Here is a 13,750-nt window from a genome sequence, read left to right on the forward strand (position 1 = left end):
CTGCTATCCATACACTTCAGGATTAACGCAATGAAGTAAGCGATCGCCCTTGAGTCCTGCTATTAAGTTGGCGATCGCAATATCTGCCATTTGTTTGCGAGTTTGCCGACTAGCACTGCCAATATGCGGCGTGATAATCAGGTTCTCCAGCGTCAACAAAGGACTATCGGTGGGAATTGGTTCTGGGTCGGTGACATCTAGAGCCGCCCCAGCAATCTGCTCTGCACTCAGCGCTCGGTACAATGCTGCTGGATCGACAATCGGCCCACGGGCAGTATTAATTAGAATTGCCGATCGCTGCATTTGCTCAAATTGGCGATCGCTAAATAAATGATGCGTCTCTGCCGAGAGCACCGTATGAATCGTGACAAAGTCTGCTTCTTGTAGAAGTTGATCAAAGGAGACGAATTCTGCTCCTAAATCTTGCTCTAGCTCAGGTGCAGCTCGATGAGGATCTGTGTAAAGAATCCGCATCTCGAAACCTTTGGCTCGGCGGGCCATGGCTTGACCAATCCGCCCAAACCCCACAATCCCCAAAGTCGCGCCAGAAACATTTGGCCCTAATAGCAAATCAGGTTCCCAAGTTTGCCACTTTCCTTGGCGGGTAAAGCGATCGCCCTCTACCACTCGTCGCGCCGCTGCCATCAACAAGGCCCAAGTGAGATCTGCCGTAGCATCAGTTAGTACTCCTGGGGTATGGCCTACCGGAATTTTGTGGACGGTGGCGGCAGCAATATCAATGTTGTCGAAACCTACCGCCATTTGGCTAATTACTTTTAAAGCGGGATTGGCTGCGATCAAAGCTTGATCAATTTGATCGGTCAGGAGACAAAGCAACCCATCAATCGCCTGTACCTTCTCTCGCAACACGTCATAAGCGGGTGGTTGTCGCTCTGGCCAAACTTCAATTTCAGCGATCGCTTCCAGCTTCTCTAAAGTGGTAGGTAAACGGCGCGTAATCAGGACTTTAAACTGGGACATCATTTAACTCCACATACAGTCCATCTTCGCGCCTTAACTCAAGCTCGTCTGGAATTGACAAATAAATATAGATATTTGCGCTAAAAGGCGATCGCAACTCAGGAGTTGAATGAAGTAGCGATCGCCTTTTTCGCTTTGCCAATATACATAACCGACGTATCTTCATTGATGCTGATCTGGAAACCCTGGGTTTTGCGATATTGCCAATAGGCAGTCAGATTATCCAGCACCGTCTCTCCGAAGATATTGAAACCTTTGATCTCGATCTCCTCAAAATGGTGCGATCGCAGCAAAGCAGTTAGCTCTTGAGGTGGGATAAATTTTTGCCAATCATGAATGCCTGCTGGAATCTCTCGCAAGATGTTTTCTAGCAGCCAAATCATGATCAGCTTTGACTTCAGGGTGCGATTGATGGTGTCGAAACAGAAGGTACCTCCGGGTTTCAGCACGCGATGAATTTCTGCGATCGTCTGGTTGAGATTATCAACATGTTCCAACACATCCACACAGATGACCACATCAAAAGCATGATCAGCATAGGGGAGCGCTTCGGCATAGCCGTGTTGGTAGGCGATCGCTAATTGGTTGCTGAGAGCATGTTCCTGAGCTTTGGCAATACAGTTACGAGATTGGTCAATGCCTGACACGATCGCGCCCCAATGAGCCAGAAATTCGCAAGAAAACCCACCGCCACATCCGACATCTAAGACGCTTAAGCCTTGCCAATGGGAAATATGGCGATCGAAATATGCAAAGCGAGGAGCGTTCAGATGGTGGAGCGCATAAATCTTAGCTGTTTCGCTCCACCACTGGTCTGCGCTCAGGTCATAAAATGCCAAGTCATTGGGTTGTCTCATAGAACCTCCCAACTAATCCTTAACCACCCACATGAATTCCAGGACGCTGCTCTGGATCTTTTTCGGCCTTACGCAGCACTTCACGAGTCACGACGGCAATATCTCCTTCGCCAAACAAAATGAAGCGTAGCAAGTATTGAATCGGATTGCCCTCCGCCCAGCCAAAGTAGGCATGAGGTAGCTTGCCAGTTTGGTCACGGATATATAAAAGGATAGCGGCAATAGTATTTGGTACTGCTGCTCCCTTCGCTTGCAGAATGCGATAATCGCCTACTTGCACACCTCGTACCCAAATAGTTTCTGTAAATTCCGAGGCATCTGAGACTTGAATTTCGAGAAACAGAATTGAGTCAGTGGGCGGAATATGGTTGTCATCTCTCACTTCCTGCTCTTTTAAGCAGTACTCACGCACATCGCTCTCATTCGGGCGATTGGCAATTAACCTCACCGTTCCTTGGCTCTCCTGAGCAATAAAGCTCTGAGCGACGTCATCCATGACAATCTTCTCGACCCGTAACTCGGTAGAGCGCCAAACTCGTGAGATCAAAGAAGTGGCAATGATGGTGCCAATAAAGAAGCCAGCAATCCGAATCCCTTCAGGTCGCTCAATGATGTTAACGATTGTCGTATAGAGAAAGACAAATGTGATAGTGCCAAAGATGATTCTGCCTCGTTGCGATCGCCGCCGATGAGCCGCTAAAGTCACGGCAAAAGCCGCCGAACTCATCAACACCAATACACCCGTCGCATAAGCGCCTCCCTGAGCCTCCACATTTGCCTTAAACAAAATGGTGACGACAAAGGCGATCGCTGTGTAAACCAGTACCAAGGGTCGAGATGCCCTAGCCCAGTCGGGAGCCATGCCATAGCGCGGCAAGTAGCGCGGCACAATATTGAGTAGTCCTGCCATTGCCGATGACCCAGCAAACCAGAGAATTGCGATCGTGCTGAGGTCGTAAACAGTACCAAAGATGTCGCCGAGGTAGAAGTGGGCGAGATAAGCTAGGGCTCGGCCATTCGCTTTGCCCCCCGCTTGAAATTCTGCCGCAGGGATTAAGAGCGTGGTCACTAAGCTACTCGTAATCAAAAAGAAGCTCATAATCACCGCAGCAGTCGTCAGCAGTTTATGGGTGTTACGAATCCGCCCTCTAGGATGATTCTCAGCGTCACTGCCGCTACCTTTTACTAGGGGCATAACGGCTACACCCGTCTCAAACCCTGATAATCCTAGGGCTAACTTGGGAAACAGTAGTGCAGAGATTGCCAGCATGGCGAGAGGGTTGCCGTGGTTGGCGAGTAAACCTGTTTGCCAGTTGGTAATGACCACTGGGTTTTGCAGAATTTGGTATGCCCCAACGCCAATGGTGACTAAATTCAGCAGTAGATAGGTAGCGACCAAGAAAACAGCCAGTCCGATCGCTTCTTGAAATCCTTTGAGGAATACAGCGCCTAACAAAGCGATCAAGACTAGAGTAATCCCAACTACTTGCCCATGCAAAAAGTGTGGGACCAGAGGATTTTCGACAATATGAGCCGTGGCATCCGCTGCCGAAAGCGTCATCGTAATAATGAAATCAGTGGCCACAAACCCCAGAAGGCATAGCACAAACAGCTTCCCCTGCCACCAAGAAAGCAAATGCTCTAGCATGGCAATCGACCCCTCTCCGTGAGGACTAGTGGCTGCGACCCGACGATAAATGGGCAGTGCGCCAAATAGAGTCAGCAACACCAAAATTAAGGTGGCTAACGGAGAAAGCGCCCCTGCTGCTAGAGCAGCAATACCGGGTTGATATCCCAAGGTGGAGAAGTAATCAACCCCAGTCAGGCACATGACTTGCCACCAAGGGTGTCTAGAATGTCGGCCTTCCTTCCCCGATCGATTGTCGTTCAGTAACCAGCGACCGAGGTTTTTGTGGTACTGCCTGGGTGGAATAATGGGTCCAGCCATCAACGCGACTCCTGCTACATAGCTTTTATTAGCTTATGGCAAGCAGTAGTGCTGGCTTAACCTAGCTCTTACTGAACTTCTCTGGGGCTTGATCAACAAAAAATCTAGCGATCGCTTCGGCAAACCCAGCAAAGGAACTAAAATCTGCTGCCACAATCTGCACCGACAGTCCCAGCTTCTCGGCATTAGCGGCGGTGTAAGGTCCAAAGCAAGCGATCGCACAATTTTGGCAATCTGCCTCGGACTCCACCATTTGTAAAAAACTGCTAACTTCAGCGGTGCTGCTAAAGGCGATCGCGTCAATTTGGCCCTGCTTGAGTAGCGCTAACTCGACTGTATACAGGGCTTTGGTAGGTGGGGATACGATGCACAATCATCCCTAACTGTTGCAAGTTGGCAACGAAGTTGGGGACTACATCAGGCTCTGGCACACCCACAACTTCTGGCACTGGCACTAGAATAGCTTGGCCTGCAATATCAGATATTTTGGCTAGCGCTGCAATAACGCCTTGCGGGCTGGGTTCGTCAGGGATTAAATCAGCTTTGAGGCCAAATTCAGTTAGTTTTTCGGCATCCTTACCGATCGCACAAATTTTGCAATGTTCAATCAGCGAAAAGGATAGCTCTAGCGATCGCATCTGCTCAAAAAATGCTTCGATGCCGTTCCTACTAGTGAAGGCAATCCAGTCATACTGTTCTATGTACTCAAAGGCTACATATAGCTCTGTGAAGTTCTCTAGATGGCAAGTCTCGATCGCAGGCATCAAAATCGGCAATGTCCCTTCAGCAATTAAAGCTTGCGATAACCGAGCCGCATAACCACGCGGAGCCGTGAGCAAAATGCGTTTGCCTTGAAGAGGAAGTTGAACCGAGGGATGTAACATCAGCGATTGTAGCTCTCGTTTATCACTTGCTTGAGCAGCCCTATTAACTGAAGTTTCAAGATGCCAAAAACCAGTTGGATCGCAGTTGTGTAGCCCGTGAATTAGGAAAACTTGATTGACCCTTTTCAGATTCAAAATAAACAAAAGTTGCTCTTCCGTCTCCAAAACCGTATGTACTATGGGTAAAAATAATCTTTATTGAGTTTGCTTCCTTCAAAAGCTCAATCTTGCCACTTCTCGACAATCCTGAATAAGCATTGGGTAGCTCTATTATCTCCATACATCTAATCGGTTCTGTAGGAGATTGAGATTCAAGCTGAAAACAGTTTCCATTGCCTTTTAGTTTTCCAGATTTTACTAATTTAACAATATATTCCCTTTGCCTAAAAAACTGGTTGAAGTTGTTTTTGGGATAAGACATGCTCATATTATGGAAATTTCCTATGAACACAAATGCTGTGCAAGCTGACAGTACAAAAACCATTATTTTATAAGGCTTCTTGGTCTCTTGGTTTTTTCTGGTTTTAACTCTCCAACGTAGTCTTGCTATTGTCAGAATATCGATCAGGATTAGGGGTGCCAGTAGAAAAAGAAGCGTAAATGCAAAACTGACACCAACAACGGGTTCATAGATTCCCCAAAAAGGAAAAACCTTATATACAAAAAATATGTTGATTAAACAGATGATTCCTGAAAAAGTTAAGGAACAATAGTCTGCAAAGCTTAAAGATTTTTTGCTGATTCTGGAGGGGACAATTGGTTCAGTCATGGCTGTAACTCCTGCTCGTAGAGTTTGTCCTAGCTTAGGGCAGGTGGCAGTGATGACTAAACCTGATTCCTACTGAAGTTGCATCCATTACAGATTCTTGTCTGAGATAGAAATGAGATTTAGGGAGGTCTACCAGATCCAACTTATTTCCTGGAAATGACGGATATACGCTCCCTAAGAATTAGGGCACCCACAAGAGATGCCCTACAGCTACTTATTGAGAAGTTATAGCCAACAGGAGTTTACTGTTTAGGTAGCACCTGTTTCAGCGCTGCGACGAGGCGATCGACGCTTTCAGGACGGCTATTGTAGCCCATCAGACCCACCCGCCAAACCTTGCCTGCCAGTTCACCCAAGCCACCGCCGACTTCAATATTGTGCTCGTTGAGGAGTTGACGGGCGATCGCTTTGCCGTCTACGCCTTCTGGAATCCGTACCGTAGTTAGAGTAGGAAGACGGAACTCGCGCTCGACGTGGGGAGTCAGGCCGATTTCTTCTAAGCTTTGCCAGAGGTATTCCACGTTCTTTTGGTGGCGCTGCCAGCAGTTCACCAACCCCTCCTCACCAATCAAGCGCAGCGCTTCCCGCAGACCATAGTAGAGGTTGATCGGTGCGGTGTGGTGATACACGCGATCGCTACCCCAATATTTGCCCAGCAGGTTCATATCCAGATACCAGTTCGCTACCTTGGTCTTACGCTGCTGCATCTTCGCGATCGCCCGTGGTCCCATTGTGAAAGGAGAAGCCCCCGGAGAACAACCCAGACCTTTCTGGCTGCAACTATACGCCAAGTCCACTTTCCACTCATCTAAGAAGATGGGCACACCACCCAAACTGGTGACGGTGTCAAGCAGCAACAGGCAGTCAAACTCACGGCACAGATCACCCACACCTTCTAACGGTTGCCGTGCTCCGGTGGAAGTTTCAGCATGCACCAATGCCAGAATTGCAGGGCGGTGAGTTTCTAGAGCGGTGCGGAGTTCTTCTAAGGAAAAAACTTGGCCCCAAGGCTTGGTGATGCTGCGAACATCAGCACCGTAGCGTCCAGCCATATCGACCAAGCGGTTGCCAAAGTAACCTGCAACACCCACCAGCACCACATCCCCTGGCTCGACCGTATTGGCGAGGGTGGCTTCCATTGCCGCTGTTCCTGTGCCACTAACCGCGATCGTTAGTTGGTTTTCCGTTTGCCAGACGTAGCGCAACTGCGCTTGAATCTCGTCCATCAATTGCAGAAAAGCTGGATCGAGGTGGCCCACTGGCGTTTGGCTCATCGCGGCCAGCACATCCGGGTGAGCATTGGAGGGACCAGGACCCAACAGCAAGCGGGTAGGAGCGGCCAGAGGAGCGAGTGGCAATCGCTGAGCGTCGTTGATGGAAAGTGTTAATGTCATTGTCGGTTCTAAAGTTATTCAGCGCATCAAGCAAGGCATACTCTCAAGTCTAAGGTCTGGTTGGGCTCGAACCAAACCGCGTTAGGTTTCATTATTTGAAGAGTTTGCTGATCGCGGAATCTAAATGCAGAAATTTGTAGTCTAGGGAGCCATCTCTCTCTTCAGTTTTAACCACTATGAATCCAACCTCTCAGGGAATCCCCTCTCTCCCTGACCTCACCCATCCCCAGGAGTTGATCCAATTCGGGGAGCAGGGAATGAAGTTGTTTCTGCTATTTGTTGTCCTCACAGGTCTTTTGGGAGTGGCGATCGCGCTGCTCAATTTCTCCTTGGGTCGCCGCACCAAAATTCTCTGGACAGAAACTTGGGTGACTCAGTACGGCCTCCTACTGCGAACCGTACAACATGCCACCTTAATCTTGTTAATCACGGTGAGTGGCTTTTTTCTCTGTTCAACCCTGGCTAACCGTTATCACCACTGGGAGCAAGCACGAATCGCCGCGATCGCCAGCAATGTCGCAGGAGAACGCCTGGAGCATACGGCTCCGCAATTGCGATATACCGTGGCGGAACCTTATACAACCACCACGGTGATCAACGGGCAAGTGGTGGAGGAGAAACGCACCCAAGAAGTCAGCCGCTTTCTCACGCCCAAGCGCACTCAGGTAGATGTCACGCTAAAGCAAACTACTGACCCTGCCAACAACCGTCTCCTTTATCAGGTTGGCTTTGATGGCAACTATGAAGTGGTCAATACTTTAGAGACTGCTGATGAGTTTTTCTTTGAAACTTCGCCACCTGCGGGTTATACCCTCCTGCAAGACTACCGGGTAGAGCGAAATGGTCAGCGTCTACAGCCTTCTCAGCAAAGTAACTATAGCTTCCCCTTACGCTTGGGTGCGGGTGAGACGGCTCAGTTTCGTATTACTTACCAAGCATCAGGTGGTCCACGCTGGGTTTACAACGCAGGCTCACAGTTGCTCTCCAATTTCCGGTTAACGGCGTTAGCCAATTTCCCTGGCGCACAATTTGCCAGCGGTATTGTGCCTACCAAAATGCAACCGGAAGGGCGTGGGACTCGCTTCACCTGGGAGTTTGCCGATAATGTTTCGGTGTTGAATCCCTTTGGTGTCTTTACCGCCACCGCTCCAGTCCGCAATACAGGTGTGTTGCCTCGCCTGCTGCTCCTGGCTCCTGCTTTACTCCTCTGGTGGCTCTTAGTGCTCTATCTCTCGGTGCCATTGAGATTGCGAGATGTGGCGATCGCCTCTGGAATTTTCTTTGCCAGTCTCTTGACCTTAACCTACCTCAGCCGCATTATCCCTGCTCCTTTTGCTTGGGCGATTCTGGCTCCCGTGATGCTGATTTTGGCTTGGGGCTTGGGCAGAAACCAACGTGCCTCTATTGCTGCCGCGATCGCCACCATTAGCGGAGCCATTCTCCCTGTGTTTGGCTTACTGGTTCCTTTTACAGGTCTGACGCTAAGTTTGGCAGGACTACTGTCGGTCGTTTGGCTCACCCTCCGCCACTGGTACGGTTGGCAACCTCGCTCTCTCAGGTAACTAACAGCTAGACTGCAAATAGTGTTCGCAAAAAACTCTACCTATGCAGTTGCAGCTCAATAACTTCCATATCAAGCTTTTGGCTGCAATCTTCATGGTGATCGATCATGTAGGAGTAGTTTTCTTTCCCAATGTCCTAGCATTCCGGGTGGTGGGTCGTCTCAGTTTTCCTTTATTTGCGTGGCTGTTGACCCAGGGAGAACAGCATACCCGCAACATTGAGCGCTACCTTATCAGGCTGCTTTTGTTAGGCATTGTTAGTCAGCCATTGTATGTGGTGGCTTTGCAGGGTGAATTCCTCAATATTCTATTTACGTTGATGTTGGGGGTAGCTATGTTGCGGTTGGGTCGTCGCTATCCAGAGCAACGTTATTGGATTTGGGCGGCGAGCATGGTGGCGGCAGAATTGCTGAAGTTTGAATATGGTGCTTACGGGCTTGCGATCATTGGGCTGTTATCCCAGTTTCGCTCTAGTTATTACTGGTGGGGGATTTGGCTGGGATTACATCTCTTTTTGGCGATCGCATCGAGCAATTTTGGCTTGTTTCAACTGCCTGCTGTTGTGACTCCGTTGTTGCTGCTGGTCACAAACCAACAAAAAGGACCGACGGTGCGTTGGTTTTATACTTTCTACCCAGCTCACTTACTGCTGATCTGGGCTATAGCTCGTAGCCAGTAATAAAGCGATCGCATATTTCAGTCAGCAATAGTGGGACAGTAGATAGCCTACTGCCGTAATCTACTGAGCGAAATGAGCCAGCTCAGCCGACCATTCTAAAGCATTCTTGAGGTCAGCAATTTGCCTACCTTCCGCTTGTAAATAGTCAAAGAAAGTTCGAGCTACCACAGAGAGTTGCTTGCCGCTGGGATGAACCACATACCAGTGTCGCAAGATCGGGAAATGCTCAACGTTTAAAATACTGAATTGACCGTTATTTCCTTCTAAATTTAAGCTATGGAGTGAAAGCACAGAGATGCCTAAACCTCCTGCGATCGCCTGCTTAATGGCTTCATTACTACCAATTTCGAGCTTAACTTTAATCGGAATTTCATAGCGATCGAATAGTTCCTGCACCACTTTTCTAGTTCCAGAACCCGGCTCCCGCATAATAAACGGTTCTCCGGCTAGCTGTTCTAGGGAGATATGTTTAGCGTCAGCTAAGGGATGATTGGGAGGAGCCAAAACCACTAAAGGATTTTCTACAAAGGCATGAGATTGAATGTCAAGATGCTCTGGCGGCTGACTCACAATATAGAGATCATCCAAGTTGGCTGCCATCCGCTCCATTACCCGTTCGTGATTGGTCACCTTCAATGAAACATCAATGCCGGGATATCGTTGGCAAAACGGGCCTAACAATCGCGGTACAACGTACTTAGCAGTTGTAATAACTGCGAGCCGCAGTTGGCCCTGCTTTAGCCCTTTCATGTCTGCTACAGTCATTTCTAACATAGACAGACGTTCAAAAATTTCTCGGCAGGTGACGAGGAGGGTTTGCCCAGCATCCGTCAAGAAAAGCCGCTTGCCAACCTGCTCAAATAACGGTAATCCGATCGCTTGAGAAAGCTGCTTGACCTGCATGGAGATCGTAGGCTGAGTCAGAAAAAGTTCCTCAGCAGCACGAGTGAAACTACAATGGCGAGCCGCCGCTTCAAAAACTTGGAGTTGGTGCAGCGTAATTTGTCTCACAGGTACTACTCCTAGACGGGTGGTGTTGCTCTTATAGAGAAAAATCTATGAAAAGCATTTACAAGCTCGAATATTGTTTATACATTATCAGCATATCATCTTAGTCAAGTGAAGCTAAATTCCTGCTAAAACACTGCAACCCCCTGAAAAAGAGCAAGTTGTGGTTTTCAGTTTGCAATGAAGTAAACTTTGCTGTCGAATTGATCCGGTTTTTGTTTCTTCTTCTAAGCTGAGAGATAAGAAACTCCCACGTCGAAGTTTCTCAGACAGTGTCAGAGTGAGCAGTTTCTATTCTGTTATTCACGCCCCCATACTCTGCGCTCTACCAGCCCCAAATATAGGCTCCTACTGCTTTAGACTGTTTTTGCAGAGTACTGCCAGATTATCTTCTAACTGCTGACCGTGATGCTGTTTCTCAGCGCTAGTTCATTTAGCTACAGCGCTCGACTCTGTTATAAGAGGATCTGACATCATGACACAAGGTGCTGCCCAATTCTTTAAAGCGGCTACACAAGACCAAGCCCTACAGAACAAGCTGAAAGCAACTTCTAATCCGCAAACCTTTATTGAGATTGCGGCCCAAAGTGGTTATCAATTTACTCTAGAGGATCTCAATACGGCAATTGAGCAACTTTCAGAAGCAGAACTCGCAGCTATGATTAACCCTGGGATCGGTCCACGCCAACATATATTACCTAGGTAAATTACTTGGGTTTGATTAAACATCCCACCGTAGAGAAGTGAGATGTTTAATCGTTCGCATTAGCTACACAGAGCTAGTCTCAGAAACTAGCCTGAGTAATATGCAGGCAAGCAGGCCAAACGATTGTCCTATAGTTTGGATCTCACTTTTGGTCTCCCTAGCGATGGCTTAGGTTTGGTCTTTTAACTGAAATGTTTTTCTAAAAATCCACTGCATTAAGCTGGGGAAGAGGCGGCTCGCTGCAATTGACATATTTGCAGAACCGACAATTACCTCAGCTTTTTTATGGGCGATCGCGTCCCAAATTGCCTGAGCTACATCTTCTGGCTTCTCGACAACAGGCACCTTAAGGACTTGTTCGAGCTGTTCTTGACGAGCCTGCCGATCTGGCTCATCTTTCCCCCGGAAGATAGCCCGCTGCATAAAGTCACTGTTGATCACGTTGGGATAAATACCCGCAACATGGATGCCTTTAGGAGATAGCTCCGAATGCAAAGACTCCGTCAAACCAGTTACAGCAAATTTGGTCGTGCAGTAAGGAGTTAAATAAGGAACTGATACTTTACCACCAATGGAACTAACATTGACGATGGTGCCAGTGCCGCGCTGAAGGAAGTGTGGGAGTAGAGCCTGAATGGTATAGATATAGCCCCACAAGTTGAGGTCGATCGCTTGGTGCCAGTCTTCTAAAGAGAAGGCTTCGATCGGGCCAGAGAGATATATTCCAGCATTATTAACGAGGACATCGAGATGCCCATAGTGCTCCAGAGTCTTTTCAACTAGTGTGGTTACCTGAGCTGGGTCTCTCATATCCGTTACTACAGGTAATACATCTCGCCCCAGCGATCGCACCTCACTGGCCGCCGCTTCGAGTCGGTCGCTATGACGTGCTGCTAGGACTAAGTCATAACCTTGGCGGGCTAAAAGCAGAGCTGTCGCTTTACCAATTCCTTCAGAGCTACCTGTAACTAATGCTGTAGGAGCCATAACGTTTGCACATGAACATCGTTTTACTCTTACTAGCTTGTGTAACAGTACGTTAAAAACCCTCTCACTTTCGCCGGATTTTGCTTGGACTCGGTGTAAACGCAAATTACTTAAGCTTAATCTAACAATTTAACCTTGATGTGACTCTGAGATGGCAGATTTTGGGAATTAATGAGTCATGGTAGGATTACGGCTTTCACGTTACAGTCAGAGTCAGCTCTCATTTCACCTTTAAACTAGGCTAGGAGATAACCTCAGTTGAGATGGCTCGATTAAGTCGCATGAATCAATGGGGCACTGCGCTAGTGAAATGGGTGGTACGCATAATCCATCGCTTCAGAGTGAGCAAACACAAAAAACCACAGCGATCGCCTCAACCTATCTCCCCAAAGCCTGCTGTGGCTGCTCCTCCCATCCCTAGCAATGAAGCCGAGCGTCTAGAAGCTCTAAAGCAATACAACATCTTGGATAGCATGCCAGAGGAGGCATTCGATGAGCTAACAGAGTTGGCGGCCCAAATCTGTGGTAGCCCAATTTCGTTGGTTAGCTTAACAGACTCGCATCGGCAGTGGTTTAAGTCCAAAGTAGGCATAGATGCCGTAGAAGTTCCGAGAGAGCAAGCCTTCTGCGCTCATGCGATCGCTAAACCCGATGACTTGTTCGTGATCCCCAACATGCTGGAAGACGAGCGCTTTGCCGAGAACCCACTCGTCACCAACGACCCCAGTATTCGCTTTTACGCAGGAACGCCTCTCGTTACGCCAGATGGTTTTCCATTAGGGACTCTTTGTGTGCTCGATCGCATTCCCCGCAATCTCACCCCAGAGCAACGAAAGGCGTTGCAGGTGCTAGGTCGGCAGGTGATTGCCCAAATGGAACTGCGATTGCAGATTGAAAAGCTAGAGCGCCAAATTAATCGGTATCAGCAGGCTGAAGCCCAACTGAGAGCCTCAGATCAGCAAGTTGTAGACCTCCTAGAAGGCATGACGGATGGTTTTTGGGCCTTAGACCGTCAGTGGCGTTTCACCTTTGTCAACCAAAAAGCGGGTCAAATTCTCCAGAAATCACCCGAAGAGTTGCTAGGAAAAGTCATTTGGGACGTTTTAAGTGACTTAGCAGGTTCGAAGTTCGATGAGGAGTTTCACAACGCGGTAACTCAGCAGGTTAGCGTTAATTTTGAAGAGTTTTATGCCCCCCTAGGCCGTTGGATTGAAGTTCGGGCGTTTCCATCCTACGAAGGTTTATCTGCTTTTATCCATGACATCACAATACGGCGGGTGATGGAAGAAGCTTTGCGCTATCAGCAAGAGCAAGCAGACCGTCTCCTCTCTAACACGCTACCTGGCCCGATTGCCAAACGCCTCAAACTCCAAGAAGATACAATCGCCGATAGTTTCGAGGAAGTTACGATCCTCTTTGCCGATCTGGTCAACTTTACCCAATGGGCTAGCGAAATCACCCCAACAGCATTGGTTAGTTACTTAAATGAAATTTTTTCTGCTTTTGATCAACTCACTGAAAAACATGGGTTAGAAAAAATTAAAACGATTGGGGATGCCTACATGGTGGCTGGAGGATTACCTATCCCTTCTGATCATCATGTAGAGGCGATCGCAGAGATGGGACTGGATATGTTGAGCGCGATCGCTCAATTCAACACTAAACATGGAACGAAGCTCAACTTATGTGTTGGCATCAATACTGGTCCTGTGATAGCAGGTGTGATCGGCACCAAAAAGTTCTCCTATGATCTGTGGGGAGATACCGTCAACATAGCGAGCCGCATGGAGTCTCACGGCCTACCTGGTAGAGTGCAAGTGACTGAAGCCGCATACCATCACTTAAAAACTCACTATACTTTTGAGAAGCGGGACATCATTGAGGTTAAAGGCAAAGGGTCCATGCAGACTTATCTAATAACTGGTAAGAAAACTTAAACCTAGATTTAGTCACTTTCTTCCGCCAGTGACTGTTC

At 48.2% G+C, this 13,750-nt stretch carries 13 protein-coding genes; 4 read left to right on the forward strand and 9 right to left on the reverse strand.

Going from position 1 to position 13,750, the window contains the following annotated elements:
- Nucleotides 1-3: 3 nt before the first annotated feature.
- From H6F68_RS05320 to H6F68_RS05345, 7 genes are all read right to left on the reverse strand, one after another.
- Nucleotides 4-984 (reverse strand): D-glycerate dehydrogenase, encoded by a 981-nt coding sequence (locus H6F68_RS05320; RefSeq protein WP_199299918.1) that lies wholly within the window; start codon nt 982-984, stop codon nt 4-6.
- Between the two features lie 95 nt (nt 985-1,079).
- Nucleotides 1,080-1,838: a bifunctional 2-polyprenyl-6-hydroxyphenol methylase/3-demethylubiquinol 3-O-methyltransferase UbiG gene (ubiG, locus tag H6F68_RS05325; protein WP_190557081.1), complete on the reverse strand. Its 759-nt coding sequence runs from the start codon at nt 1,836-1,838 to the stop codon at nt 1,080-1,082.
- A gap of 19 nt (nt 1,839-1,857) precedes the next feature.
- Complete coding sequence (locus tag H6F68_RS05330) at nt 1,858-3,786, reverse strand: amino acid transporter (protein WP_190557083.1); 1,929 nt, start codon at nt 3,784-3,786, stop codon at nt 1,858-1,860.
- Nucleotides 3,787-3,847: 61 nt separating this feature from the next.
- Nucleotides 3,848-4,159, reverse strand: coding sequence for a uroporphyrinogen-III synthase (locus H6F68_RS28900; protein WP_242065363.1), 312 nt, complete (start codon nt 4,157-4,159; stop codon nt 3,848-3,850).
- Nucleotides 4,086-4,670, reverse strand: coding sequence for a uroporphyrinogen-III synthase (locus H6F68_RS05335; RefSeq protein ID WP_242065364.1), 585 nt, complete (start codon nt 4,668-4,670; stop codon nt 4,086-4,088). Before H6F68_RS05335 ends, H6F68_RS28900 begins: the two co-directional genes overlap by 74 nt.
- A 55-nt stretch (nt 4,671-4,725) precedes the next feature.
- Nucleotides 4,726-5,439, reverse strand: a complete 714-nt coding sequence (locus tag H6F68_RS05340) for a hypothetical protein (RefSeq protein ID WP_190557085.1) — start codon at nt 5,437-5,439, stop codon at nt 4,726-4,728.
- Nucleotides 5,440-5,681: 242 nt separating this feature from the next.
- The gene (locus H6F68_RS05345; protein WP_190557087.1) at nt 5,682-6,833 is read right to left on the reverse strand and encodes an alanine--glyoxylate aminotransferase family protein; all 1,152 of its coding nucleotides are present in this window, start codon (nt 6,831-6,833) and stop codon (nt 5,682-5,684) included.
- Nucleotides 6,834-7,009: 176 nt separating this feature from the next.
- Between H6F68_RS05345 and H6F68_RS05350 the strand changes: the two genes are divergently transcribed.
- Together H6F68_RS05350 and H6F68_RS05355 are read left to right on the forward strand one after the other, a co-directional pair.
- Entirely contained in the window at nt 7,010-8,395 is a 1,386-nt protein-coding gene (locus H6F68_RS05350; protein WP_190557089.1) for a hypothetical protein, read from the forward strand.
- A 43-nt stretch (nt 8,396-8,438) separates the two neighbouring features.
- Nucleotides 8,439-9,074, forward strand: a complete 636-nt coding sequence (locus tag H6F68_RS05355; RefSeq protein WP_199296043.1) for a TraX family protein — start codon at nt 8,439-8,441, stop codon at nt 9,072-9,074.
- Between the two features lie 60 nt (nt 9,075-9,134).
- Here the strand turns inward: H6F68_RS05355 and H6F68_RS05360 are convergent, their stop codons facing one another.
- Nucleotides 9,135-10,085, reverse strand: coding sequence for a LysR substrate-binding domain-containing protein (locus H6F68_RS05360; protein WP_190441840.1), 951 nt, complete (start codon nt 10,083-10,085; stop codon nt 9,135-9,137).
- Between the two features lie 472 nt (nt 10,086-10,557).
- Here H6F68_RS05360 and H6F68_RS05365 point away from each other — a divergent pair, with 472 nt between their 5' ends.
- Nucleotides 10,558-10,788 (forward strand): Nif11-like leader peptide family natural product precursor, encoded by a 231-nt coding sequence (locus tag H6F68_RS05365; RefSeq protein WP_190441838.1) that lies wholly within the window; start codon nt 10,558-10,560, stop codon nt 10,786-10,788.
- A 168-nt stretch (nt 10,789-10,956) separates the two neighbouring features.
- Here the strand turns inward: H6F68_RS05365 and H6F68_RS05370 are convergent, their stop codons facing one another.
- Nucleotides 10,957-11,775 (reverse strand): SDR family oxidoreductase, encoded by an 819-nt coding sequence (locus H6F68_RS05370; RefSeq protein WP_190557091.1) that lies wholly within the window; start codon nt 11,773-11,775, stop codon nt 10,957-10,959.
- A 263-nt stretch (nt 11,776-12,038) separates the two neighbouring features.
- Here H6F68_RS05370 and H6F68_RS05375 point away from each other — a divergent pair, with 263 nt between their 5' ends.
- Nucleotides 12,039-13,712: an adenylate/guanylate cyclase domain-containing protein gene (locus H6F68_RS05375; RefSeq protein ID WP_199299919.1), complete on the forward strand. Its 1,674-nt coding sequence runs from the start codon at nt 12,039-12,041 to the stop codon at nt 13,710-13,712.
- The last annotated feature ends 38 nt before the right edge of the window (nt 13,713-13,750 follow it).

Source organism: Trichocoleus sp. FACHB-262, assembly GCF_014696035.1.
Taxonomy (GTDB): Bacteria; Cyanobacteriota; Cyanobacteriia; order FACHB-46; family FACHB-46; genus Trichocoleus.

Excerpts from the sequence above, each read along its gene's own strand:
- H6F68_RS05320 (WP_199299918.1), bottom strand. The coding sequence starts at position 984 with ATGATGTCCCAGTTTAAAGTCCTGATTACGCGCCGTTTACCTACCACT.
- ubiG (WP_190557081.1), bottom strand. The coding sequence starts at position 1,838 with ATGAGACAACCCAATGACTTGGCATTTTATGACCTGAGCGCAGACCAG.
- H6F68_RS05330 (WP_190557083.1), bottom strand. The coding sequence starts at position 3,786 with ATGGCTGGACCCATTATTCCACCCAGGCAGTACCACAAAAACCTCGGT.
- H6F68_RS05335 (WP_242065364.1), bottom strand. The coding sequence starts at position 4,670 with ATGTTACATCCCTCGGTTCAACTTCCTCTTCAAGGCAAACGCATTTTG.
- H6F68_RS05340 (WP_190557085.1), bottom strand. The coding sequence starts at position 5,439 with ATGACTGAACCAATTGTCCCCTCCAGAATCAGCAAAAAATCTTTAAGC.
- H6F68_RS05345 (WP_190557087.1), bottom strand. The coding sequence starts at position 6,833 with ATGACATTAACACTTTCCATCAACGACGCTCAGCGATTGCCACTCGCT.
- H6F68_RS05350 (WP_190557089.1), top strand. The coding sequence starts at position 7,010 with ATGAATCCAACCTCTCAGGGAATCCCCTCTCTCCCTGACCTCACCCAT.
- H6F68_RS05355 (WP_199296043.1), top strand. The coding sequence starts at position 8,439 with ATGCAGTTGCAGCTCAATAACTTCCATATCAAGCTTTTGGCTGCAATC.
- H6F68_RS05365 (WP_190441838.1), top strand. The coding sequence starts at position 10,558 with ATGACACAAGGTGCTGCCCAATTCTTTAAAGCGGCTACACAAGACCAA.
- H6F68_RS05370 (WP_190557091.1), bottom strand. The coding sequence starts at position 11,775 with ATGGCTCCTACAGCATTAGTTACAGGTAGCTCTGAAGGAATTGGTAAA.
- H6F68_RS05375 (WP_199299919.1), top strand. The coding sequence starts at position 12,039 with ATGGCTCGATTAAGTCGCATGAATCAATGGGGCACTGCGCTAGTGAAA.